The sequence below is a fragment of the Phocoenobacter uteri genome (assembly GCF_900454895.1).
GTDB classification, from domain to species: Bacteria; Pseudomonadota; Gammaproteobacteria; order Enterobacterales; family Pasteurellaceae; genus Phocoenobacter; species Phocoenobacter uteri.
On the sequence record NZ_UGTA01000001.1, the window covers coordinates 317,564 to 341,725 of the forward strand.

Here is a 24,162-nt window from a genome sequence, read left to right on the forward strand (position 1 = left end):
GATTTATATTGTAGGGGAGCATTAGTAAACGCAGTTTACGTATATGCTTCCGAATGCACGGGCTAAGAATATATTGGAAATTATTTCTTTTATTTGACCGCTATTTTTTAGATTTTATTAGGTAAATTTGGTATCGAGCAACGGGCGAATATACGCAAGCAAGCTTGCTAATGTCGCCCCTACGAATCAGCAACTAGATTGAATTTATAATGCTGATTTCAATTTAATTTACTATACTTTTACTTTTTATAACCACAGAGAGCATAAATGTTACCAGAAGTTGGATTTTTATTATTGATCATTGCTAGTATTTCAAATTTATTTTTAGCAATTATTCCAGCGATGGGGTTATATGCCCAAAAATCATCTTTTGTAAATGCAACGCCTAAGCTAAGCTATTTTGCTTTTCTCTCAATTACGCTTTCTTTCACCATTTTAGCGTACAGCTTTGCGATTGATGATTTTTCACTGCTTTATGTCGCAACCCATTCCAATTCACAATTACCAACTTTTTATAAAATCGCAGCAAGTTGGGGCGGACATAATGGCTCAATGCTGTTTTGGTTTTTTGCGTTAAATTTATGGACAACGGTTTTTTCACTGTCTAACCGCAATAATAAATCTGAACTTGTTATTCACACCCTTGCTATTTTAGGGTTTATCACATTTTGTTTTTCACTCTTTTTAATTTTTTACTCCAATCCATTTGAGCGAGAATTTCCGATTCCAATGGAAGGGAGCGATCTCAATCCAATGTTGCAAGATCTTGGGCTGATTTTCCACCCACCTTTGCTATATCTTGGTTATGTCGGCTTTGCGGTAACCTTTGCCTTAGTAATGGCAACCTTGATAACCAATAAATTTAACGCTGAGTTTATCCGTTTGATGAAAACGTGGGTCAGAATAGCGTGGGGATTTTTAACCTTAGGTATTTTACTGGGTGCGTGGTGGGCATATTACGAATTAGGCTGGGGCGGTTGGTGGTTTTGGGATCCTGTTGAAAATGCGTCCTTAATGCCGTGGTTATTAGGCATTGCGTTATTGCATACACTTTCAATCAATCACAAAAAAGGGATATTTATCCACTGGACGATCATTCTCTCATTATTATGTTTCTCTTTAACGCTACTTGGCACGTTTATTGTACGTTCGGGCGTTTTAACCTCAGTGCATAGCTTTACTTCAACGGGTAATAAAGGCTTAGCGTTGTTGCTACTGTTTTCAACCTTAACCCTGATTTCTTTTACGATTTATGCGGTCAGAATAAAACCAACAAATACAAATTATCCGATTAAATTAAGCTCTCTCACAGGAATGACCTTGATTTTTAATATCATTATCAGCCTTGCAACTTTTGTGGTGTTTATCGGCACATTTTATCCGATGTTTTATACTGTGATGAACTGGGGAACGATTTCCGTTGGCGCGCCTTATTTTAACTTACTCTTTTTCCCGTTAATCGGCTTGGTTTGCGTGTTAATGATTTGTCTGTTTACCTTTAAAAACAATAAATATAAACATATTATCATTCTATTGTTATCGCTTGTTGCAACCTTTGTCGTCTTAAATAGTACATTATTATATTTTCAGAGAGTAAACATCAGCCTTGTGGCAATTTGCTTTATTTGTGTTGCATTTTATCTCTTGTTTACCACGATTTTACAATTTAACCTATCAAAAATCCCTTTTGTATTAGCACACTGCGGTGTGGCACTGGCGATTTTTGGAGCGACAATGATGGGGTATTTTAGTCTTGAAAAAGGCGTTAAACTCGCTCCACAACAAGAAATAATCTTTAATGGAATGACTTTTGAATATGCACGATTTAGCAATGAAATCGGTCAGAATTATACTAGCGAACAAGCCCATTTTATTGTTTATAAAGAGAAGCAAGAAATAGCAAAGCTCGTGACAGAAAAGCGATTTTATGCAGTCACGGATACCCAAATGTCAGAAGTTGGGCTAGACCGTAGCTACTTAGGGGATATTTATATCGTAATGGGGGATAAACTGGGCAAAGGCGAATTTACCTTTAAATTACAATATAAACCTTTTGTTGTTTGGCTTTGGATTGGCGGAATATTGATGGCACTTGGCGTGTGCTGGCATTTATTCAGCGAGATTTTTACAAGATTTAGGTTAAAGAAAGAATGAAAAGAGCATTGATATTTTTACCTTTATTGTTGCTGGTATTGTTTATCGGCGTGTTACTTAGTGCGATAAACAATAACAAAAATCCAGCCACAATAAACCAACCCTTACCGCAGTTTAATCAAGTGGCGTTAATGGACGAAAGCAAGCAATTTGGCAATCAAGATATGCCGACTACTTTTTATCTTATCAACGTGTGGGCAAGTTGGTGTAACTATTGTAAGCAAGAGTTACCGACTCTGAAAAAAATTGCTCAAACAGGTGTGCCGATTGTGGGATTAAATTACCGAGATAACCGAGAACAAGCGGTCAGAATTTTACAAAAATTTGCAAATCCGTTTATTTTTAATCTGTATGATAAAGATGGTACTTTTGCGAATAAACTTGGGGTTAATGCTACGCCGCAAACTTATCTGATTGATAACAAAGGGATAATCAAGCTACGTTATAGTGGCGAATTAACAATGGATGTTTGGCAACAGGATTTCTTGCCACTGATTAAGCAACATAAGGCTAACCAATGAAAAAACTTTTTTTGATTATTGCGATATTATTATTTCAAACCAGTGTCGCCAAAATGGTGGATACCTTTGAATTTCATAGCGAACAGGAACGAGCCAGAGCCGTTGCTCTCGCAAAATCGTTGCGTTGTCCACAGTGTCAGAACCAAAACTTGGTCGAGTCCAACGCAGACATTGCCTATAATTTAAGAATTGAAGTTTATAATTTGGTTAATCAAGGCAAATCCGATGATGAAATTATTCAAATAATGACACAGCGATTTGGCGATTTTGTGCTGTATAAACCGCCTTTTAAATACACCACCCTTTTATTGTGGGGCTTGCCTATTGCTTTGCTTTTGCTAGCGATAGGATTTTTACTTTTTCAAGTATTCCGAAAGTCAAAACAAGACATAACCCCAACATCGCCAATCACTACCGCACAGGCAAGTTTAGTGACTCATTTACCTTCTAATAAGCAAGGTTCATTATGGGTATATATGGGATTGTTTTGTGGTATAGTGTTGATCTCATCAGTGCTTTATTTTTGCCTTGATCGTTACAATATCGCCGAGCAAGAAACGGATAAATTTATCCAACAAAAAGCGACCTTGATACGCAATACGCCGTTACAAACCAAACAACATTACATCAAAACGATTGAAAATGCGTTACGCCAAAACCCTAATGATAGCCAAAAATGGATAGAATTAGGGCAGGCATACAGCTCACTAAATCAATTTGATGATGCAATGATAACTTATTCTTATGCTGAAAAATTAGAAGGCACAAAAGCCTATATTTTAGGCTTGATGGCAACTACGCTTTATTACAAACATCATAATAAAATAACCCCAGAAGTCGCCACATTGATTGAGCAAGCATTACAACTTGACCCAAACGAGCTATCAAGTTTATCTCTACTTGCCAATGATTATTTTATCAAAAAAGACTATCCACAAGCCTTAGAATTATGGCAAAAACTACTCGACAGCAATCATTCTAATTTAGATCGCAAAGCCGTGATTGAGCGAATGAAAACCGCTGAATTTTTATTAGGAAAAGCGAGATAATATTCAAAACCTTGCACTTCATTGTTGAATCTGAATGGTAAAATGGTATCATTGTTCGATCTAGTCTGCGAAAAGATAATTTATTACAGGATTTACTTTTATTCAATGTGATGAAATGATTTTTTTGTGGCTATAAGCGGTGTAATTTAATAAAAAATTTGCAAAAAGAGAAAAAAATATGACCGCTTATTGTAACCATAAATTATTCAAACGAGATAACTATTGTGATTTTTAGCCGATATTTAACCAAAGAAATTTTTAAAAGCCAGATTGCTATTCTTTTTATTTTATTGCTGATCTTTTTCTGTCAGCAACTTGTTAGAGTATTAAGCTCTGCGGTCAGTGGCAAAGTTCCGACCGATTTAGTCGTGCATTTGCTCGGGCTTGGAATGCCAACAATGGCACAGTTGATGTTACCTTTATCGCTTTTTGTGGCATTACTTTTAACGCTAGGGCGTTTTTATGCGGAAAGTGAAATTACGGTTATGCGAGCCTGTGGCGTTGGGTCAAGCGTGCTAGTAAAATCAGCGCTGTTCCTGTCGTTATTTACTACGGCGATTGCTGCTTATAACGCATTTTGGGTAACCCCTTGGGCGATGGCAAAGCAGTCCGAATTATTAGCTGAAGCCGAAGTTAATCCTCGTTTTTCCGCATTATCCGAAGGGCAATTTATGTCTGCGGGGGGCTATGTTTTATATATTGATAATATCAAAGGTAATAGTATCAATGATATTTTTGTGTTCCAGCCAACCCAGAAAAAGAATAATCGTCCGTCAGTGGTGACGGCAGAATCGGGAAAATTAACAGGCTTGCCTAATGGCGATCAGGTATTGATGTTAAAAAATAGTACGCGTTTTGAAGGCACTCCACAGAATGCTGATTTCAAAGTAACCAGTTTTAAGCAATATTCAGCCTATTTAGGTTATAAAGATATTGATGCTAAAGATGATGAAGTTCGCCAAGCGAGCTTTAGCCAGTTAGTCAAAGACGAATCCCCAAAAGCACAAGCTGAATTACAATGGCGTTTTGCATTGATTTTTGCTGTACCGTTGATGGCGTTATTAGCAGTGCCGATGAGCAGTGTCAACCCTCGTCAAGGGCGTTTTGCAAAATTATTGCCCGCATTATTGCTCTATTTAATCTACTTTTTATTACAAAGTTCCCTTAAATCGGCAGGGGCGTCAGGCAGTTTGAATATTAACTTGTTAATGCCACTGGTTTCTGTCGGCTTTTTGCTGTTTGGTTCGGTCTTGAATATGTGGGATACCAAAGGCTTTATCGCATTGCGTCATCGTTTAAAAATCAAAGGGTAAGGAAAAATAAAAATGAATGTATTAGAACGCTATATTGGAAAAACCATTCTTTCCGCTATTTTACTTACTCTTTTTGTGTTGGTTGGATTAGGTGCAATCATTAAATTTGTGGAAGAATTCCGAGCGGTGGGGCAAGGTAATTATGACGGTTGGCACGCGGCTTATTATACCATTTTGATGATTCCTCGTGATATTGAAACCTTCTTTCCTATCGCTGCTTTATTAGGTTCATTAGTTGGACTTGGCGGACTTGCGAGTCGTAGTGAATTGGTGGTGATGCAAGCCTCAGGATTTTCTCGTTTTAAAATCGGTGTGGCGGTAATGAAAACGGCTATTCCATTGGTGTTAATCACGATGATTATGGGCGAATGGGGTGTGCCTCAAACGGAACAATTTGCTAGAAATATGCGTTCTGTGGCTCAAACAGGCGGCACAATGTTGGCGACGAAGCGTGGTTTTTGGGCAAAAGATAATAATAAATTTGTCTATATTCAACGTATTCACACCGATAAAGATTTGCGTAATATTTTGATTTATGAGTTTGAAAACAGAAATTTAAAATCGGTGCTGAAAGCCAAAAAAGCAGTGTTTGATAAACAACATTGGGTGCTAAATAATATTGAAAAAGCAGAGATTACCCAAAATGGCATTGTGCGAAATAAAGAAAAAACAAAGCTGTGGAAAACGAGCATTACACCGAGTAAATTGGGCGTAGTGTCATTAAAAGCGGAATCCCTTTCTCTTTCTGAATTAAAAGATTATGTGGCATTTTTAAAGCAAACAGGGCAGGATTCAAAACGCTTTGAAATTACCTTTTGGCGTAAAGCTTTTGAGCCTCTTTCTATGGCGGTAATGATGTTGCTGGCGATGTCTTTTATTTTTGGTCCTTTACGAAGTAGTACCACAGGGGCAAAAATTATGGTGGGCGTGATTGCAGGCTTTGGATTTTATGTTGCGAATATCGTGTTTGGAAATTTAAGTTTGGTTGTGCCTTGGATGCCGATTATGTTTGGGGCGTTGTTGCCGAGTATTTTATGTGTAACCATCGTTTGGTGGCTTTTAACTAAGAAAAGAGATTAGAAACAATGGCAGATCCTCGTTTTATTCATTTACGTGTACACAGTGATTTTTCAATGATTGACGGTTTAGCAAAGGTTAAACCGTTAATTAAAAACTGTGTTAGCAACAATATGCCAGCTATTGCCTTAACGGATTTTTCTAATTTCTGTGGCTTGGTGAAATTTTACAGTGAGGCATTAGGCTCAGGGGTTAAACCGATTATTGGGGCTGATGTGCTTATTCGTGAAACCCCAGACTCCGAAGAATATAGTGAACTCACTTTATTAGCTAAAAATAACACGGGCTATCAAAATATTACGCTGTTAATTTCCAAAGCTTATCAGCAAGGTTATTTTGAATTTCCTATCGTTGAAAAACAGTGGTTAGCAGAATTAAATGAAGGCATTATTGTGCTTTCTGGCGGAAAAAATGGTGATATAGGGCAAGCGTTACTTAAAGAAAATGAACAAGATGCCGAGCAGAAAGTGGCGTTTTATCAGCGTTATTTTCCAAATCATTATTATTTAGCGTTATGTCGCACGGCAAGAACGGATGAAGAACGTTATATTCAATCAGCAATAAAATTTTCCCAAAAACACCAAATTCCACTGGTCGCAGTGAATGATGTGTGCTTTTTAAAAGAAGACGATTTTGAGGCTCACGAGATCCGTGTTGCTATTCACGACGCTTATACTTTAGATGATCCAAAACGTCCGCAAAAATATTCAGAAAAACAGTATTTTAGAACCGAACAAGAAATGTGTGAGTTGTTTGCAGACTTACCACAAGCGGTTGAAAATACCGTAAATATTGCAAAACGTTGTAATGTGACTATTCGTTTGGGCGAGTATTTTTTACCTAACTTTCCAACGGGCGATCTTACACCTGAGGATTTTTTAGTAAAAAAATCACAAGAAGGCTTAGAAGATCGTCTAGCTTTTTTATTCCCTGATCCAAAAGAGCGAGCTGAGAAGCGGTCAGAATATGATGAACGTTTGCAAATTGAACTTGATGTAATCAACCAAATGGGCTTTCCGGGTTACTTCTTGATCGTAATGGAATTTATCCAGTGGTCAAAAGATAATGGCGTGCCAGTTGGTCCAGGACGTGGTTCAGGTGCGGGTTCATTAGTTGCTTATGCGTTAAAAATTACCGATCTTGATCCCCTTGAATTTGATTTACTTTTTGAGCGTTTCTTAAACCCTGAACGTGTTTCAATGCCTGACTTTGACGTTGATTTCTGTATGGAAGGGCGAGATCGCGTGATCGAACACGTGTCACAAATGTACGGTGCACAAGCGGTATCGCAAATTATTACCTTTGGAACAATGGCGGCAAAAGCGGTAATCCGCGATGTAGGGCGAGTGTTAGGACACCCTTATAGTTTTGTGGATCGTATTTCTAAATTGATTCCACCTGATCCGGGTATGACCTTAGCCAAAGCTTTTGAAGCTGAACCAAAGTTACCTGAACTTTATGAAGCCGATGAAGAAGTAAAATCGCTTATTGATATGGCTCGCAAGCTAGAAGGTGTGATCAGAAATGCAGGAAAACACGCGGGTGGTGTAGTTATTGCACCGACTTCAATTACCGATTTCTCACCATTATATTGTGATAATGAAGGTCAGCACCCTGTTACTCATTTTGATAAAAATGATGTGGAATACGCAGGCTTGGTTAAATTTGACTTCTTAGGCTTGCGTACCTTAACCATTATCAAATGGGCGTTAGAGATGGTAAATGCTCGCTTACAAAAAGAGGGTAAAGCACCGATTTTTATTGAAAGTATTCCTCTTGATGATAAAGCGTCCTTTGATTTATTGTTAAAAGCTCAAACTACCGCAGTCTTCCAGTTGGAATCTCGTGGAATGAAAGACTTGATTTCACGCTTAAAACCAGACTGTTTTGAAGATATTATCGCATTGGTAGCCTTATTCCGACCAGGTCCTTTGGGATCGGGAATGGTGGATAACTTTATTGATCGTAAACACGGCAGAGAAGAGGTCTCTTATCCTGACGCACAATATCAACACGAGAGTTTAAAAACGATTTTAGAGCCAACCTACGGCGTTATTTTATATCAAGAACAAGTAATGCAAATTGCACAGGTGCTAGCAGGTTATACGCTTGGTGGTGCGGATTTATTACGTCGTGCAATGGGTAAGAAAAAGCCAGAAGAGATGGCAAAACAACGTTCTGTTTTCAAAGAGGGAGCAGAAAAAAATAACGTTGATGGCGAGTTGGCGATGAAAATCTTTGACTTGGTAGAAAAATTTGCTGGCTATGGTTTTAACAAATCTCACTCCGCTGCTTATGCGTTAGTGTCTTATCAAACCTTATGGCTGAAAGCTCACTATCCTGCGGAATTTATGGCAGCAGTAATGAGTTCAGAGCTGGATAATACGGATAAATTAGTCGGTTTTTACGATGAATGTATCAATATGGGCTTAACCGTTGTTCCTCCTGATGTAAACGCGGGAAAACACCGTTTTAGTGTGAATGAAAAAGGCGAAATTGTTTACGGATTAGGGGCAATTAAAGGGGTTGGCGAAGGTCCTGTTGATGCGTTACTTGAAGCACGTCAAAAAGGCGGGATTTTTAAAGATCTCTTTGATTTAACGGCTCGTATCGATCTCAAAAAAATCAACCGTCGTACTTTTGAAGCCTTGATAATGTCTGGTGCGTTCGATCACTTAGGTCCACATCGTGCAGCTCTGATGAAAAACTTAGAAGATGCACTGAAAGCGGCGGATCAGCACAGTAAAATGGAAGCTTTAGGGCAGGATGATATGTTTGGAGTTTTAACCGAAACCCCAGAAGAAGTGCAAAATGCCTATGCAAACACACCAAAATGGACAGAACAAGTCATTTTAGATGGCGAGAAAAGTACGCTTGGTTTGTATATCAGTGGACACCCAGTGGCTCGTTTTGTGAAAGAGCTAACTCATTATGCACCTGTACGTTTAAATGAACTACAGCCAACCCAAAGGGGGAAAACAGCGACAGTGGCAGGGTTAATTATGGATTGTCGTATCGCAACCACGAAAAAAGGCAGCCGAATTGGCATTGCGACTATTGAAGATCGTTCGGGAAAATTAGATTTAACGCTATTCTCTGAATCCTTAGAGCAATATGGGCATTTATTAGAAAAAGACACCATTGTGATTGCCACAGGCTCGATCCAAATGGATAATTTCAGCGGTGGTTTCCGTATGTTAGTTCGAGAAATGATGAGCTTGGATGCTGCACGTTCTCGCTATGCAAAAAGTTTAGCTCTAGCCATCAATCAAGATCAGCTGACGCCAGATTTTATCAAAAAATTAACCCAAATTATTGAGCCGCATAAAGAAGGGGCATTACCGCTGCATTTCTATTACCAAAGCCCTAAAGCAAGAGCCTTGCTAAAAGGTGGGGTGCAATGGCGTGTTAGTCCACAGAGTGAAATGATTGAGAAATTAGAAGCACTACTTGGCGAAAATGCCGTTGAATTGGAGTTTTAAATTAGCAACCACTGAAAGTTAGTATGAAATAAAGCTGAATAGCGTTAAGGTATTAACTACTCTTTTTATCTTTTTCCCGTAAAATATAAAGGACTAATTTCTATTGAGAAGTTAGTCCTTTTTCTTATCTAGTTTTTCATTATATTAGAACGAATAACGCAAACCTGTTGAGAATTCGTGAGATTTAATTTTGAAAGCATCATCTGCAAATTTGCCCCAATAATTGTAGCGGTAGCCTGCATCTAATTCTAAATTAGGTACAACTTTATAGCTTGCACCGAATAAAATACCTAAACCTGTTTTGGTTTTGCTGAATTTATCGCTTTCATAATAATTTGGAGCTTTTAGTTCAGCATTAATTTTTACTTTATTTAAACCTAATCGCACGCCAACATAAGGTTTGATTTGCGATTGAAGATCAAAATCATAGATAGCAGAAAAACCGATGCTATTGAACTTCACATCTGATGTTTCAACTGAGTATCTATCCTGATCTATAAATTTCTTACCTTTATAATGCGTATAATCCAACGCTAAACGAACATCGCCTAGATCATAACCAGCACTTAGACGTGGTGAGAAACCTTTTATAGGATCTTTTCCGTCGGTTACTTTGGCATAACCTAAGTCGCCTTGAACATAAAAATTATTTTGAGCCATTGCTGAGGTAGCAAAGATTAAAGATAGGGTAGTGACTAATAATGCTTTTTTCATTTATATACTCCTGTGTAAAAGTTAAAAAGCATCCATATTATTTGCCTAAAAAAATAAAAGAGTAACAGATTTTTAAATAAAAATAGATCAAGCCTCACAAATTGTGAGGCTATAATAGAACAATTAGAATGTATAACGTAAACCAGTTGAGAATTCGTGAGAGATTGGTTTAACATTATCAATAGACTTGAATTTACCCCAACGATTATAGTGGTAACCAACATCAAGATCTAATTTTTTTGTTAAGCTGTAACTTGCCCCAACTACGACACCTAAACCTAATTTAGATGAACTACCTTTTATTGTTTCTTTTTTATTTGATGATATTTTTTTACCATCTAATTTTAAATGATTGAGAGCTAATCTTGCACCTACATAAGGTTTGATTGCTGAACCCATATCAAAATCATAAATAGCAGATAATCCAAAGCTACGATTTATATCAATATATCTGTCTTTTTTTGAGACATTTTTATTAGACTTATATTTGTTTTTGTAATTATAACCCGTGTAATCCACAGCGAGACGAACATCGCCAAAATTATAACCAGCACTCAGGCGAGGCGAAAATCCAGTTGATTTTTTTATTTTATTGTTACCAAATTTTAGTGATGAATAACCTAAATCTCCTTGAATATAAAATCCTTGTTGTGCCATCACAGGTGCAATCAATGCTAAGGATAGTGTAGAAACTAATAACGCTTTTTTCATTTATTTACTCCTTGTTTGATATAATTAAAAAGCGGGCATATTATGAGCTTAAAAAAACGAAAGGCAATAAAATTATTATGGTTGTTTAAAAGGTCAGACGAGTGAAATTATTTTATTTCCCATAAAAAAAATACTAGTAATTTTCTTCAAACTTTGGTATAAATACGGCGTTTTTTGTGTGCGAAAATATTCGTTCAAAAAACAAACAAAACAAATTTATTTTTAATTCAAAATCACACACATATTTATCGTTAATAATTGGGGTGCTGAAAAAAGTGATTAAAGGCTTTTTGATGTCAGATTATTAGAATATGTGGAGGCTAAACCCCGTTCTATAACATAAATATAGAACAAACAATTTAAAGGAAAAAATCTTATGGCACAAGTTTCTATGCTAGATATGCTAAAAGCTGGCGTTCACTTCGGACACCAAACTCGTTACTGGAACCCAAAAATGAAACCTTTCATCTTTGGTTCACGCAACGGCGTTCACATCGTAAACCTTGAAAAAACTGCACCAATGTTCAATGAAGCATTAAACGAATTAACTCGTATTTCACATAACAATGGTAAAGTTCTTTTCGTAGGAACTAAACGTGCAGCAGGTGAAGCGGTTAAAGCAGCAGCATTAGATTGCCAACAGTTCTATGTAAATCATCGTTGGTTAGGTGGTATGCTTACTAACTGGAAAACTGTTCGTCAATCAATCAAACGTTTAAAAGATTTAGAAGCACAAACCCAAGACGGTACATTTGAAAAAATTACTAAAAAAGAAGCGTTAATGCGTACTCGTGAGCTTGAAAAATTAGAATTAAGCTTAGGTGGTATCAAAAATATGGCGGGTCTTCCTGATGCAATCTTTGTTATCGGTGCAGACTACGAACATATCGCAATTAAAGAAGCGAACAATCTTGGTATTCCAGTATTTGCTATCGTAGATACTAACGCTGATCCAGATGGTGTTGATTACATCATTCCAGGAAATGATGATGCAACTCGTGCAATCCAACTTTACTTAACAGCGGCAGCAGAAGCGGTTAAAGAAGGTCGTGGACAAGAAAAAGTAAGTGAAGAAACTTTTAACGCTGAAACAGAAGCAGCGGCAGAGTAATTCATCAAAAGACTGGCCCTAAACACTAGTCTTTAATACATTAGTGAAGCAGGGCGTTATCCCTGCTTTATTTTAACTTATTTATAACGAGGATTAAAAAAATGGCTCAAATTACAGCATCATTAGTAAAAGAACTTCGTGATCGTACCGGTGCTGGTATGATGGAATGTAAAAAAGCATTAGTTGAAGCGAATGGCGACATTGAATTAGCAATCGACAATATGCGTAAATCTGGTCAAGCAAAAGCGGCTAAAAAAGCAGGTCGTGTTGCAGCAGAAGGTGTAATCATCAACCGTATTGATGGTAACTTCGCTATCGCTCTTGAAATGAACTGTGAAACAGACTTCGTTGCAAAAGACGCTGGTTTCTTAGGCTTAGCAAATGAAATCGCTGATTATGCAATCGCAAACAAAGTATCTGACGTTGAAGTGCTAAAAGCTCAATTTGAAGAACAACGTGCAGCATTAGTTGCTAAAATCGGTGAAAATATGAATATTCGTCGTATCGCAACTATCGAAGGTGACGTTTTAGGTTCATACTTACACGGTGCTAAAATCGGTGTTATCGTTGCAGCGACAAACGCAGATGAAGAGTTAGTTAAACATATCGCAATGCACGTTGCAGCAAGCCGTCCAGAGTTTGTTAAACCTGAAGATGTTCCAGCAGAAGTTGTTGAAAAAGAACGTCAAATTCAAATTGATATCGCAATGCAATCTGGTAAACCACAGCAAATCGCTGAGAAAATGGTTGAAGGTCGTATGAAGAAATTCACTGGTGAAGTTTCATTAACAGGACAACCTTTTGTTATGGATCCTTCTAAATCAGTTGGCGATTTATTAAAAGAAAAAGGTGCAGACGTTTCTGGCTTTATCCGTTTTGAAGTGGGTGAAGGTATCGAGAAACAAGAAACAGACTTCGCAGCAGAAGTTGCAGCAATGGCTAAGGCATAATTGCTCAAAAAAGGCGGACAAAATGTTCGCCTTTTATTTGTTTAGATTTTTGTTTTTCTAAAAATAGAATTTTATGATAAGCGGTTATATTTAAGTAAAAATTTGCAAATTTTGAAAAAAATCAGACCGCTTATCAGAATATTTTTTCGGAGTTGTAGAGACAGGGGAAGCCCTGTTTCTATGTATTTAGTATTTTAAATTTGTTAGAGAGTATAGAAGAGGTAGGTATGAATCAGCCAATTTACAAAAGAATTTTATTAAAATTAAGTGGGGAAGCTCTACAAGGCGAAGAAGGCTTTGGTATCGATCCATCTATCTTAGATAGAATGGCCGTTGAAATTAAAGAACTTATTGAGATGGGCGTTGAAGTTGGTGTTGTAATCGGTGGTGGAAACCTATTTCGTGGTGCAAAATTAGCACAAGCTGGAATGAATCGAGTAGTAGGCGATCATATGGGAATGCTTGCAACAGTGATGAATGGTTTAGCAATGCGTGATTCTTTGCACCGTAATGATGTGAATGCAAAATTGATGTCTGCATTCCAATTAAATGGTATTTGTGATAATTATAACTGGTCTGAAGCGATCAAGATGCTGCGTGAGGGACGCGTGGTGATTTTCTCTGCGGGTACAGGTAATCCATTCTTTACCACAGATTCAGCAGCGTGCTTGCGTGGTATTGAAATTGAAGCAGATGTTGTATTGAAAGCAACAAAAGTGGATGGCGTATATGATTGCGATCCTGCTAAAAATCCTGATGCAAAATTATTGAATTCATTAACTTATGCAGAAGTAATTGAGAAAGAATTACAGGTAATGGATCTTGCCGCTTTCACATTAGCTCGTGATCATAATATGCCGATTCGTGTATTTAATATGGGTAAAGCTGGTGCATTGAAAAAAGTAATTTTAGGTACGGAAGAAGGTACAACTATTGCTTAATTACGTTTTTTAGCACACATACTTTATTTTTAACAGCCCTAGATAGTCTAATATCTAGGGCTGTTTTATTTTTTAATTTAGTTGATTTTTCTATTTTTTGTGATTAGTGTTAGTGCATTATTTTTTGAAAAATGAGAGTGGTATGTTGGATATTTTAATCACTGGTTTTTTAACTTCAGCAATGTTAATTATTGCTATTGGTGCGCAAAATGCTTTTATTTTGAAAAATGGAATTAGCAACAATCATATTTTTACCATCGCTTCAGTATGTTTTTTATGTGATGTTATATTGATAAGTATAGGTGTTTTGGGTATCGGTAAGCTGATCATTGATAGTATTATTGCGAAATTAGGGCTATCGTTACTCGGTGCTCTTTTTCTATTTTGTTATGGGTTATCCGCATTGAAAAGCGCTTGTCAGAATAAATCAATGCGAGTGATCGCAGATAAGAAAAAAAGTACTCGAAAAGAGATGATTACTGCCACCTTAGCCGTAACATTGCTTAATCCGCACGTGTATTTGGATACTATTGTCATCGTAGGTGGTATTGCAGCAAACCTTAATTTCACACAAAAAATTTATTTTTTAATTGGTTCATTACTCGGCTCGCTGATATGGTTTTTCGGATTAGGTTATGGGAGTAAAAAATTAACTCCTTTATTTGCTAAGCCATATATGTGGAAAATTTTGGATCTTGTTATTGCGGTGATTATGTTCTCTATTTCTTATCAATTGGTTAAATTTGCTTATTATTCATTGAGTTAAATATAAAAAAGATGATTTGATAAAGTAAATGATTTATTTATATTTATTAGAAATAAAAGCTGTAAATTTATACTTGTTTTTAGTCGTGTTACAAAAATAACGCTAGGAAAATTAAGGTGAATTCGGTACAATCTACGGTAATTTTTTAGCTATTTATCAAAAAGGATTATTAAATGATTACTGAAATAAAAAAAGATGCAGAACAACGTATGACTAAAAGCTTAGAAGCGTTTAAAGATCACATTTCTAAGGTGCGTACAGGTCGTGCTCAACCTGCTTTATTAGACGGTATCCAAGTGTCTTACTACGGTGCATTAACACCACTTCGTCAATTAGCAAACGTGGTAGCAGAAGACGCAAGAACCTTAGCTGTAAGCGTTTTTGATCGTAGTTTAATTGCAGACGTTGAGAAAGCGATTATGAGTTCAGATTTAGGGTTAAACCCTGTAACCGCGGGCACAACCATTCGTGTACCACTTCCTCCATTAACAGAAGAGCGTCGTCGTGATTTAATTAAAATCGTAAAAGGCGAAGCAGAACAAGGTAAAGTGGCGGTACGTAATGTGCGTCGTGATGCGAATGATAAAATCAAAGCGTTATTAAAAGATAAAGAAATCAGCGAAGACGAAGAGCGTAAAGCACAAGACGAAATTCAAAAAATTACCGATCAGTTCATTAAACAAGTTGATGAAGTGTTAGCAGGTAAAGAAAAAGAATTATTAGATTTCTAATTTTTTGAAGCGGTCAGATTTTAGTGATTTTTTGCAATTTTTTTGAATTTTGCAAATTTTATATAAAATCTTACCGCTTAATAACTTAATAAGAAAAATTATTCCGTAGGGGAGGATTGAATGAGCGTAGCAAATGGCATATCCTCCCGAAAAATGTAGATTAACGAGCGGGAGCATATACGCAAACACGTTTGCTAATGCTCCCCTACATTTAAAATTAAAACAATGAAAAAAATCACTATCTTAGGTTCAACTGGTTCGATCGGAAAAAGCACGCTTTCTGTGATTGAACGTAACCCAGAGCGTTATCAAATTTTTGCCCTTGTGGGAGGCAGAAATGTTGAGCTAATGCTTGAACAATGCTTAAAATTCCAACCTCAATTTGTCGCTTTAGACGATGAAAATGCCGCTCAACAATTAAACATCGCTTTGCAATCCCATTCAATTAAAACCGAAGTGTTGGCGGGTAGCCAAGCGATTTGTGAATTATCGGCTCACGCTGATGTGGATATGGTTATGGCGGCGATTGTTGGGGCTGCGGGCTTGTTGTCGACCCTTGCTGCGGTAAAAGCAGGTAAGCAAGTGTTGTTAGCGAATAAGGAATCATTGGTCACCTGTGGGCAGATTTTTATTGATGAGGCGAAAAAATCAGGGGCAAAATTGTTGCCTGTGGATAGTGAACATAATGCGATTTTTCAATCTTTACCGCCACAAGCACAAAATCAAATCGGATTTTGTCCGTTGGCGGATCTTGGGATCAGTAAAATTGTTTTAACGGGATCAGGCGGTCCATTTAGAACTAAGCCATTAAGTGAATTTTCAAGTATTACGCCTGCACAGGCTGTCGCACACCCGAACTGGTCTATGGGGCAAAAAATCTCCGTTGATTCAGCGACGATGATGAATAAAGGCTTGGAATATATTGAGGCACGTTGGTTATTTAATGCCAGCGAAGATGAGATGGAAATTATTATCCACCCACAATCCATTATTCATTCAATGGTGCGTTATATTGACGGCAGTGTGATTGCTCAAATGGGAAATCCTGATATGCGAACCCCGATTGCTCACACAATGGCGTATCCTGAGCGTATCTATTCTAACGTTGAACCGCTGGACTTTTTTAAACTCAAAGAATTAACTTTTATCGAACCAGATTTTGCCCGTTACCCAAACTTAAAATTAGCGATTGATGCATTTAGAGAAGGGCAATATGCCACAACAGCGATGAATGCGGCGAATGAAATCGCGGTGGACGCATTTTTGAATAATAAAATTCGTTTTACAGATATTGAGCAAGTTAATCGTTCGGTCGTTGAGAATGTGGCACCTGTAAAAATCACTGAAATTGTGGACGTATTACATATAGATAAGCTAGCACGAGAGCTGGCACAACAACAGATATTACAAATATAATGAATGACTTAGATGTAGGTTTTGACTTAGACAGAATGCCACAACACGTTGCGATTATTATGGACGGCAACGGACGTTGGGCGAAACAGCAGGGAAAACTGCGAGTTTTTGGTCATCAAAATGCGATGAAAGCGGTCAGATCTGCGGTGAATTTTGCAGCTCGTCATCAAATTAAGGTGCTAACACTTTATGCGTTCAGTAGCGAAAATTGGTGTCGCCCACAAGATGAAGTGTCGGCGTTGATGTCACTTTTTATGAAAGCTTTGAACAGTGAAGTGAAAAAGTTACATAAAAATAATATTTGTTTGAAGGTGATTGGTGATAAATCGGCATTTAGTGATGAGTTACAACAAAAAATTATTGAATCAGAACAGTTAACCCAAAATAATGACGGTTTAATTCTTAATATTGCCGCAAATTATGGCGGAATGTGGGATATTACTCAGGCGGCGAAAAAACTCGCATTACAAGTGAAATTAGGCGAGATCAGTTTAGATGAGATTACCGAACAACAGTTACAACAGAATTTAATTACTGAGCAACAACCGCAGGTGGATCTGTTGATTCGAACTAGTGGCGAACAACGGATCAGTAATTTTTTATTGTGGCAGATTGCTTATGCTGAGCTGTTTTTTACCCCTGTATTATGGCCAGATTTTAACGATGAAATTTTTGCACAAGCGATAATGGCTTACCAACAGCGTGAACGTCGTTTTGGTGGCTGTTAAATCTATGCAAACTATTAAAAAATTAAGGAAACACAATGCTTAAACAACGAGTACTTTCTGCACTTATTATGATTCCATTAGCCTTATTGGGATTGTTTTTTCTTTCACCACTGCCTTTCTTTTTGGCGATATCAGTTTTAGTCGTATTAGGAATGTGGGAATGGGCACAATTTGCGGGCATTAAACGCTCTATTGGACGCATAATTGTCGCATTAGTGACCTTAGGTATTTTATTATTTCCGATAATGGCGGGGACGTATTCCATTAAAAAAGCGGACTTCCTTAACGATGTCACCACGCCATTACTTTTTGTGGGCGTTATTTGGTGGTTAGTCGCCCTGTTTTTAGTGATCGGTTATCCAAAAACAGCACGTTTCTGGGCGAAATCAATCAGTGCTAAATTTATTTTTGGTTTTTTAACCTTAGTACCATTTTTAATCGCAATGCCTGCCTTACGTTTCTATCACTACCATTCAAATCCTTATCAAGGGGCATTTTTATTGCTTTATGTTTTAGTCTTGGTTTGGTCGGCAGATTCAGGGGCGTATTTCTTTGGACGTGCCTTTGGTAAACATAAATTAGCCCCAAAAGTATCACCAGGTAAATCCATTGAAGGGGCGATTGGCGGTTTAGTGACTGCTGGAGTGGTGTCATTTGTCTTCTTGCAAGTGAATCCGAGTGATATGTTAAGTGCTAAATTAAATATGGCTGCCTTTATTGCCGTTTCTATCCTTACCGTTGCGATCTCAATTCTTGGGGATTTAACGGAAAGTATGTTTAAACGTCAAGCGGGCGTGAAAGACAGCAGTAATTTAATTCCGGGACACGGCGGGATTTTAGATCGTATTGATAGTTTAACTGCTGCCGTACCATTTTTTGCAATGGCATTTTTGTTCTTTTTATAGGATTAAGTAGGTAAATTGTGACAGCGACATTGTCTTTTCTATTTTTAATCTGTGTATTAGTGACGGTACACGAGTACGGTCACTTTGTAGTTGCTCGTGCTTGTGGCGTACGAGTGCTACGCTTTTCTATTGGTTTTGGAAAAGTGCTATGGAAAAGAACCGACAAAAAAGGCACGGAGTGGGTTGTGTCGTTAATCCCGCTTGGTGGTTATGTTAAAATGCTCAATGATGAAGAGGGCTTTGCTGAGCACGAACGTTATGATAATAAAACCGTTTGGCAAAGAATGTTAATCATTTTAGCAGGTCCTGTTGCTAACTTTATTTTTGCGATTTTTGCTTACTGGGTGGTGTTTGTTTCAGGTGTGCCAACCGTAAAACCAGTGGTGGGCGAAGTTGTGCCGAATAGTATTGTCGCAACGGCAAATGTACCGACAGAATTTGAATTTACTCAAATTGATGGCAAAAATGTACAAGATTGGGAAGAAGTGGCGTTAGCCTTTATTGGCAATGTGGGATCGTCAAATGTTGAGGTTTCAGGGCATTTAATTGATAGTCAATATCCACAACGTTTTCAGTTAGATTTATCACAGTGGCAATTTGATGGTAATGAAGATAATCCGCTTACGACTTTGGGGATTGTTCCTAAAAGATCGGTGGTTGAACCAATAATTAAAACTGTCGTCAAAGATTCTGTCTCTGAAAAAACGGGTTTAAAAAAGGGTGATAAGATTTTAACCCTAAATCAGCAACCTTTTGATTGGATAAATTTAATTAAAATGGTGCAAACCGGACAGCGATTACAGTTACAAATTGAACGACAACATACGATTTTTAATGTTGAATTAACCCCAAGACAAGATAAAAAAAATAAAAAATATCGTATCGGCATCGTGCCGGAATTCAAACCTTTAGCTCAAAAGTACCGAACTGAATTAAAATATGATATTCTTACGGCACTAGGAAAAGCTGGAGAAAAAGTCGCTTCACTTATTCATACTGTTATTCAATTTATTGGTAATTTGATAACAGGGGATCTATCGATAAAAAATATGGGTGGTCCGATATCAATGGCAAAAGGTGCAGTTGCTAGTGCAGAAACAGGGATTATTTATTACCTTAGTTTTATGGCTTTGATTAGTGTGAATTTAGGTGTGATGAATTTATTTCCTTTACTACCGTTGGACGGTGGACAATTTATTTTATTAAGCCTTGAAGCAATTCGAGGTAAAGCAGTATCACAGAAAATACAGCAGGCATTTCAACAAATAGGAATGCTTTTTGTATTAGGGTTAATGGCATTTGCGTTATTTAATGACTTAGTGCATTTTTAAAGCGGTCATATTTTATTAAGATTTTACAAAAAATAGGAATTTATGATGAAAAAAATATTACTTTCTAGTCTTTTGCTAGCAAATGGCGTTATTGCTTCGCCATTTGTTGTAAAAGATATTCGTGTTAATGGTGCTTTTGATGAGTCTAAAGCGGCAATTATCTCAAAATTACCTATTAAGGTAGGACAACGTGTAACAGATAATGATCTTACTAAGATTGTGCAGCAACTTTTTGTTCAAAAACGTTTTGATGATGTTTCTGCAAAGAGAGATGGTGATGCTATTGTTATCAATGTTGTTGAAAGACCACTTATTGCCAACGTTAAAATTGAAGGTAATAAAGCTGTTCCAACTAAGGCATTAGAAGAAAATTTAAAAACGAATTTAATTAGTAAGGGTGAATTTTTCGATCCTAAAAAATTAGAAGAATTCAAACAAGAATTAGTCAATCACTATCATTCTATTGGCCGTTATAGTGCAAAAATCAGCTCTGTTATTAAGCCATTGAGTAATGGACAAGTTGATGTGAAGTTAGTGATCACAGAAAATGAAGTTTCTTATGTAAAAGCAATTCATTTTAAAGGTAATAAAGCTTTTGATGAAGATGAGTTAATTTCAAAATTAGATATTCAGCCAGATGTATCTTGGTGGAATATTTTCCAAAGCAGTAAATATGAGCAACAAGCATTGAAAAAAGATGTTGATACATTGCGTAATTTTTATTTAAATCAAGGTTATGTGAAGTTTACAATCAATGACGTAAAAACTGATTTTACCAATGGCAAGAAAGATGTAAAACTAACTTATAAAGTTAGTGAAGGCAGCCAGTATAAAGTAAGCCGTGTCCGTTTAATTGGTGATATGGCAAACCTAAACAAAGAATTAAAGCGTGTTGTAATGGAATATACACCAGGCGATTTATTCCGTGCTAAAGACCTTGATGCACTTAAAGAAAAATTAGAATATACCTTAGGTGAAAATGGTTATGGTGCAGCACAGGTGCAAATGTCATTATCGTTTAATGAAAATGCAAAAACGGTTGCGGTTGCTTACATTATAGAAGCTGGTAAACGTTTATATGTGCGTAAAATTAGTTTTGAAGGTAATGATGTAACAGCGGATTCAACCTTACGTCGTGAAATGCGTCAACAAGAAGGTGCTTGGTTATCAACAACCGCCGCATCAACTGGTAAAGCACGTTTAGAACGTACAGGTTTCTATGAATCTGTGGATATGAAAATGGTTAATGTACCAAATACGACTGACCAAGTAGACATCATTTATTCAATCAAAGAACGTAATACGGGTAGTATCAACTTTGGTATTGGTTACGGTTCAGGCAGTGGATTTAGCTACCAAGCAGGAATTAAACAAGATAACTTCTTAGGAATGGGATCGAGTATTGGTTTGAATGGAGTGCGTAACGATTATAGTACAACATTTAGCGTTGATTATAATGAACCTTATTTCACAAAAGATGGCGTAAGTTTAGGTGGTAGTGTTTATTATAGTAACTATGATTACTCTAAAATGAACTCATCATCAAAATATAAGCGTACAACTTTCGGTATTGACGGCACATTAGGCTTCCCAGTTGATGAATATAACAGTTACTATCTTGGTTTAGGTGCTGTAAATGACAAGATCCAAAATGTAGGTCGTGAATATACTCGTGAAAAATATGTTAAAGCGATGGATATTGAAATTCCAGCGATGTCTGAAGAGTATAAAAAAATCAAAACGACAGACTTTAACTTTAAATTTGGTTGGAACTATAATAGTTTAGATCGTGGTTTTATGCCAACAGAAGGTTTACAAGCAAGTTTAGGTGGTAATGTCACTATACCTGGTTCAGATAACAAATATTATAAACTAAGTGCAAAAGCATCTTATTATTATCCATTAAATAGAGAGCATTCTTGGGTGATCAATTCACGTGTTAGATTAGGTTATGGAAATGGTATGAGTGGTAAAGAATTACCATTCTTCCAAACTTACAATTTAGGTGGAATTGGTTCTGTTCGAGGATTCTCTTATGGTTCAATAGGGCCGAATGCTATTTACATTAAAGAAAAAGGTTCAAAATATCAACCTTCTAGTGATGTTATTGGTGGTAATGCATTAGCGGTGGCGAATTTAGAGTTAATTATGCCAACCCCGTTTGTTGCTGAAAAATATCAACACAAAGTAAGAACATCATTATTTGTGGATATTGGTACAGTTTGGAATACAAACTGGAAAGGAAAAGATATAGAGCTAAGCAAACAATTAAAACAGCCAGATTATGGAGACTATAAACGTTTTAGAGCTTCAGCAGGTATTGGTTTACAATGGAATTCGCCAATTGGTCCATTGTTATTGTCTTATGCAAAACCATTGCGTGAGTATAAAAATGATGACGTAGAGCAATTCCAATTTAGCATTGGTGGTTCATTCTAAATGAAGATAAGCGGTTAAATTTTGTAAAAAATTTGCAAAAAACGACCGCTTAATAATAATTTTAATTTTTTAAGGAAAATAAACAATGAAAAAAGTATTTAAAATTGCAACGATCGTAACTAGTTTAGCATTAGCGAGTAATATCGCAGTAGCAGACAACAAAATTGGATTTATCACACCTGAGTTTGTGATTCAAAATCATCCGCTATTTTCTGCTTCTTCTGATTTTGCAAAAGGAGTGAAAGAGGAAAGAAATGCACTTGCTGAAATTGAGAAAAAATTAGCAGGTGAAGAAAAAGCACTTGTAGAAGAAGGCGATAAATTAAAAAAAGAAGAAGATGGCGTAGTGAAGGAAATTCAAGCAAAATCTGAAAAATTAAAGAAAGATGCACCTCGTTTACGTAGTAAAGATATTCAAAAACGCCAAGATGAAATCAGCAAAATTGCGGATAAATTCCAACAAAAAATGGCTGCTTTCCAAGAAAAAAGAATGGCATTTGGTAAAAAAGTGGCTGAGTTTAGACAAAAAGCGGAAGAGACTCGTCGTAAATTAGCGATGGAGGAAGCGAAAGTTCGTGGTCAAGTAGTGAAACAAATTGACGATAAATTAAAAGAAATCGCAACAGACAAAGGCTACAATATCGTTTTAGACAGCAGTGCTGTTATGTTTACGACTGAACAAGAAAATGATTTAAGTGATGAAGTGTTAAAAGCTGTAGGTGGCGTTGTTCCGCAAGCTCAACCAGAAGCAAAATAATTGAGAATGACATTGATGGATAAATTTCTTTTAGGTCATTTAGCAACACAAATCGGCGGTTCTCTTAGAGGGAACGCCGATTTGGTGATTTCAGAAATTGCACCTTTAAATTGTGCAACAGCATCACAAATTACCTTTATTTCAAACCCTAAATACCGTAAACAGTTAAAAGAGTGTCAAGCAGGGGCGATTATTGTAAGTCAAGATGATGTTGAATTTTGTAATGAAAACCAAAATTTAATTATTGTTGAGAATCCTTATGTAAGCTATGCGTTGTTAGCACAATATATGGATAGCACGCCAAAAGCTGCTCATAATATTTCAGAAACTGCAGTGATTTCCGCAACGGCAAAATTAGGTAACAATATTTCTGTTGGTGCGAATGCCGTTATTGAAGATGATGTTGAACTTGGCGATGATGTGGTGATTGGTGCAGGTTGTTTTGTTGGTAAAAAGACTAAAATTGGTTCAGGCACACAACTTTGGGCAAATGTATCGGTTTATCATAATGTACAAATCGGTCAAAACTGCTTAATTCAATCATCTGCAGTGATTGGTAGCGATGGGTTTGGTTATGCAAACCACAAGGGAAAATGGATTAAAATTCCACAAACTGGTGGCGTAATTATTGGTAATAATGTCGAAATTGGTGCTTGCACTTGTATTGACCGCGGTGCGTTAGATTCTACCGTGATTGAAGATAATGTGATTATTGATAATTTATGCCAAATTGCTCATAATGTACACATTGGAACAGGCACAGCTATCGCAGGTGGTGCTATTTTAGCGGGAAGTTTAAAAGTGGGACGCTACTGCTTAATTGGCGGAGCGAGTACAATTAACGGACATATGGAAATTTGTGATGGAGTATCTATTACAGGGATGAGTATGGTCGTTAAACCAATCACAGAAAAAGGCGTTTATTCATCGGGTATTCCTGCGCAACCAAATAAAGCGTGGCGTAAAACGGCATCGTTAACAATGAATATTGATGAAATGAATAAACGATTAAAACAATTAGAAAAAAAATTAGTACAGAAGTAAATATTTTAAGAGGAATGTAGAG

General features: G+C 36.8%; 20 protein-coding genes. 18 read left to right on the forward strand and 2 right to left on the reverse strand.

Annotated elements, in window-relative coordinates; translation table 11 throughout:
- Window positions 1-267 precede the first annotated feature (267 nt).
- From DYE60_RS01460 to dnaE, 6 genes are all read left to right on the forward strand, one after another.
- Window positions 268-2,154, forward strand: coding sequence for a heme lyase CcmF/NrfE family subunit (locus tag DYE60_RS01460; protein WP_115314860.1), 1,887 nt, complete (start codon window positions 268-270; stop codon window positions 2,152-2,154).
- Complete coding sequence (locus DYE60_RS01465) at window positions 2,151-2,675, forward strand: DsbE family thiol:disulfide interchange protein (protein ID WP_115314861.1); 525 nt, start codon at window positions 2,151-2,153, stop codon at window positions 2,673-2,675. Before DYE60_RS01460 ends, DYE60_RS01465 begins: the two co-directional genes overlap by 4 nt.
- Complete coding sequence (gene nrfF, locus DYE60_RS01470; protein ID WP_115314862.1) at window positions 2,672-3,724, forward strand: heme lyase NrfEFG subunit NrfF; 1,053 nt, start codon at window positions 2,672-2,674, stop codon at window positions 3,722-3,724. Before DYE60_RS01465 ends, nrfF begins: the two co-directional genes overlap by 4 nt.
- A 224-nt stretch (window positions 3,725-3,948) precedes the next feature.
- Window positions 3,949-5,037: an LPS export ABC transporter permease LptF gene (lptF, locus tag DYE60_RS01475; RefSeq protein ID WP_115314863.1), complete on the forward strand. Its 1,089-nt coding sequence runs from the start codon at window positions 3,949-3,951 to the stop codon at window positions 5,035-5,037.
- Window positions 5,038-5,049: 12 nt separating this feature from the next.
- A complete protein-coding gene (lptG, locus tag DYE60_RS01480; RefSeq protein ID WP_115314864.1) occupies window positions 5,050-6,117 on the forward strand; it encodes an LPS export ABC transporter permease LptG in 1,068 nt (355 codons plus the stop codon).
- Between the two features lie 5 nt (window positions 6,118-6,122).
- Complete coding sequence (dnaE, locus tag DYE60_RS01485; protein WP_115314865.1) at window positions 6,123-9,596, forward strand: DNA polymerase III subunit alpha; 3,474 nt, start codon at window positions 6,123-6,125, stop codon at window positions 9,594-9,596.
- Window positions 9,597-9,740: 144 nt separating this feature from the next.
- On the opposite strand, the gene DYE60_RS01490 is transcribed toward dnaE, so the two are convergent.
- Together DYE60_RS01490 and DYE60_RS01495 are read right to left on the reverse strand one after the other, a co-directional pair.
- Window positions 9,741-10,310 carry an opacity family porin gene (locus tag DYE60_RS01490; RefSeq protein ID WP_115314866.1) on the reverse strand — a complete coding sequence of 190 codons (570 nt, stop codon included), beginning with the start codon at window positions 10,308-10,310 and terminating at the stop codon, window positions 9,741-9,743.
- A gap of 123 nt (window positions 10,311-10,433) precedes the next feature.
- Window positions 10,434-11,021 carry an opacity family porin gene (locus tag DYE60_RS01495; protein WP_115314867.1) on the reverse strand — a complete coding sequence of 196 codons (588 nt, stop codon included), beginning with the start codon at window positions 11,019-11,021 and terminating at the stop codon, window positions 10,434-10,436.
- 376 nt (window positions 11,022-11,397) lie between these two features.
- On the opposite strand from DYE60_RS01495, the gene rpsB reads away from it, so the two are divergent.
- From rpsB to lpxD, 12 genes are all read left to right on the forward strand, one after another.
- Complete coding sequence (gene rpsB / locus DYE60_RS01500) at window positions 11,398-12,132, forward strand: 30S ribosomal protein S2 (RefSeq protein ID WP_115314868.1); 735 nt, start codon at window positions 11,398-11,400, stop codon at window positions 12,130-12,132.
- A 101-nt stretch (window positions 12,133-12,233) separates the two neighbouring features.
- Window positions 12,234-13,082 (forward strand): translation elongation factor Ts, encoded by an 849-nt coding sequence (gene tsf, locus DYE60_RS01505; protein ID WP_115314869.1) that lies wholly within the window; start codon window positions 12,234-12,236, stop codon window positions 13,080-13,082.
- A gap of 227 nt (window positions 13,083-13,309) precedes the next feature.
- Window positions 13,310-14,023: a UMP kinase gene (pyrH, locus tag DYE60_RS01510; protein ID WP_115314870.1), complete on the forward strand. Its 714-nt coding sequence runs from the start codon at window positions 13,310-13,312 to the stop codon at window positions 14,021-14,023.
- A gap of 142 nt (window positions 14,024-14,165) precedes the next feature.
- Window positions 14,166-14,789, forward strand: coding sequence for a LysE/ArgO family amino acid transporter (locus DYE60_RS01515; protein WP_115314871.1), 624 nt, complete (start codon window positions 14,166-14,168; stop codon window positions 14,787-14,789).
- Between the two features lie 173 nt (window positions 14,790-14,962).
- Window positions 14,963-15,520 carry a ribosome recycling factor gene (frr, locus tag DYE60_RS01520; protein ID WP_115314872.1) on the forward strand — a complete coding sequence of 186 codons (558 nt, stop codon included), beginning with the start codon at window positions 14,963-14,965 and terminating at the stop codon, window positions 15,518-15,520.
- Window positions 15,521-15,745: 225 nt separating this feature from the next.
- A complete protein-coding gene (gene ispC, locus DYE60_RS01525; RefSeq protein ID WP_115314873.1) occupies window positions 15,746-16,936 on the forward strand; it encodes a 1-deoxy-D-xylulose-5-phosphate reductoisomerase in 1,191 nt (396 codons plus the stop codon).
- Window positions 16,936-17,664: an undecaprenyl pyrophosphate synthase gene (locus DYE60_RS01530; protein WP_218563607.1), complete on the forward strand. Its 729-nt coding sequence runs from the start codon at window positions 16,936-16,938 to the stop codon at window positions 17,662-17,664. Before ispC ends, DYE60_RS01530 begins: the two co-directional genes overlap by 1 nt.
- A 35-nt stretch (window positions 17,665-17,699) precedes the next feature.
- Window positions 17,700-18,569: a phosphatidate cytidylyltransferase gene (locus tag DYE60_RS01535; protein ID WP_115314874.1), complete on the forward strand. Its 870-nt coding sequence runs from the start codon at window positions 17,700-17,702 to the stop codon at window positions 18,567-18,569.
- Window positions 18,570-18,586: 17 nt separating this feature from the next.
- Complete coding sequence (gene rseP / locus DYE60_RS01540) at window positions 18,587-19,900, forward strand: RIP metalloprotease RseP (protein WP_115314875.1); 1,314 nt, start codon at window positions 18,587-18,589, stop codon at window positions 19,898-19,900.
- Between the two features lie 45 nt (window positions 19,901-19,945).
- Entirely contained in the window at window positions 19,946-22,339 is a 2,394-nt protein-coding gene (bamA, locus tag DYE60_RS01545) for an outer membrane protein assembly factor BamA (protein WP_115314876.1), read from the forward strand.
- Window positions 22,340-22,424: 85 nt separating this feature from the next.
- Window positions 22,425-23,096 carry an OmpH/Skp family outer membrane protein gene (locus DYE60_RS01550; RefSeq protein WP_115314877.1) on the forward strand — a complete coding sequence of 224 codons (672 nt, stop codon included), beginning with the start codon at window positions 22,425-22,427 and terminating at the stop codon, window positions 23,094-23,096.
- Between the two features lie 15 nt (window positions 23,097-23,111).
- The gene (gene lpxD / locus DYE60_RS01555; protein ID WP_115316402.1) at window positions 23,112-24,140 is read left to right on the forward strand and encodes a UDP-3-O-(3-hydroxymyristoyl)glucosamine N-acyltransferase; all 1,029 of its coding nucleotides are present in this window, start codon (window positions 23,112-23,114) and stop codon (window positions 24,138-24,140) included.
- Window positions 24,141-24,162: the final 22 nt, after the last annotated feature.

Excerpts from the sequence above, each read along its gene's own strand:
- DYE60_RS01495 (WP_115314867.1), bottom strand. The coding sequence starts at position 11,021 with ATGAAAAAAGCGTTATTAGTTTCTACACTATCCTTAGCATTGATTGCA.
- DYE60_RS01550 (WP_115314877.1), top strand. The coding sequence starts at position 22,425 with ATGAAAAAAGTATTTAAAATTGCAACGATCGTAACTAGTTTAGCATTA.
- DYE60_RS01530 (WP_218563607.1), top strand. The coding sequence starts at position 16,936 with ATGAATGACTTAGATGTAGGTTTTGACTTAGACAGAATGCCACAACAC.
- DYE60_RS01535 (WP_115314874.1), top strand. The coding sequence starts at position 17,700 with ATGCTTAAACAACGAGTACTTTCTGCACTTATTATGATTCCATTAGCC.
- ispC (WP_115314873.1), top strand. The coding sequence starts at position 15,746 with ATGAAAAAAATCACTATCTTAGGTTCAACTGGTTCGATCGGAAAAAGC.
- bamA (WP_115314876.1), top strand. The coding sequence starts at position 19,946 with ATGAAAAAAATATTACTTTCTAGTCTTTTGCTAGCAAATGGCGTTATT.
- DYE60_RS01465 (WP_115314861.1), top strand. The coding sequence starts at position 2,151 with ATGAAAAGAGCATTGATATTTTTACCTTTATTGTTGCTGGTATTGTTT.
- pyrH (WP_115314870.1), top strand. The coding sequence starts at position 13,310 with ATGAATCAGCCAATTTACAAAAGAATTTTATTAAAATTAAGTGGGGAA.
- tsf (WP_115314869.1), top strand. The coding sequence starts at position 12,234 with ATGGCTCAAATTACAGCATCATTAGTAAAAGAACTTCGTGATCGTACC.
- nrfF (WP_115314862.1), top strand. The coding sequence starts at position 2,672 with ATGAAAAAACTTTTTTTGATTATTGCGATATTATTATTTCAAACCAGT.
- rpsB (WP_115314868.1), top strand. The coding sequence starts at position 11,398 with ATGGCACAAGTTTCTATGCTAGATATGCTAAAAGCTGGCGTTCACTTC.
- dnaE (WP_115314865.1), top strand. The coding sequence starts at position 6,123 with ATGGCAGATCCTCGTTTTATTCATTTACGTGTACACAGTGATTTTTCA.
- frr (WP_115314872.1), top strand. The coding sequence starts at position 14,963 with ATGATTACTGAAATAAAAAAAGATGCAGAACAACGTATGACTAAAAGC.
- DYE60_RS01460 (WP_115314860.1), top strand. The coding sequence starts at position 268 with ATGTTACCAGAAGTTGGATTTTTATTATTGATCATTGCTAGTATTTCA.
- DYE60_RS01515 (WP_115314871.1), top strand. The coding sequence starts at position 14,166 with ATGTTGGATATTTTAATCACTGGTTTTTTAACTTCAGCAATGTTAATT.
- lptG (WP_115314864.1), top strand. The coding sequence starts at position 5,050 with ATGAATGTATTAGAACGCTATATTGGAAAAACCATTCTTTCCGCTATT.
- lpxD (WP_115316402.1), top strand. The coding sequence starts at position 23,112 with ATGGATAAATTTCTTTTAGGTCATTTAGCAACACAAATCGGCGGTTCT.
- DYE60_RS01490 (WP_115314866.1), bottom strand. The coding sequence starts at position 10,310 with ATGAAAAAAGCATTATTAGTCACTACCCTATCTTTAATCTTTGCTACC.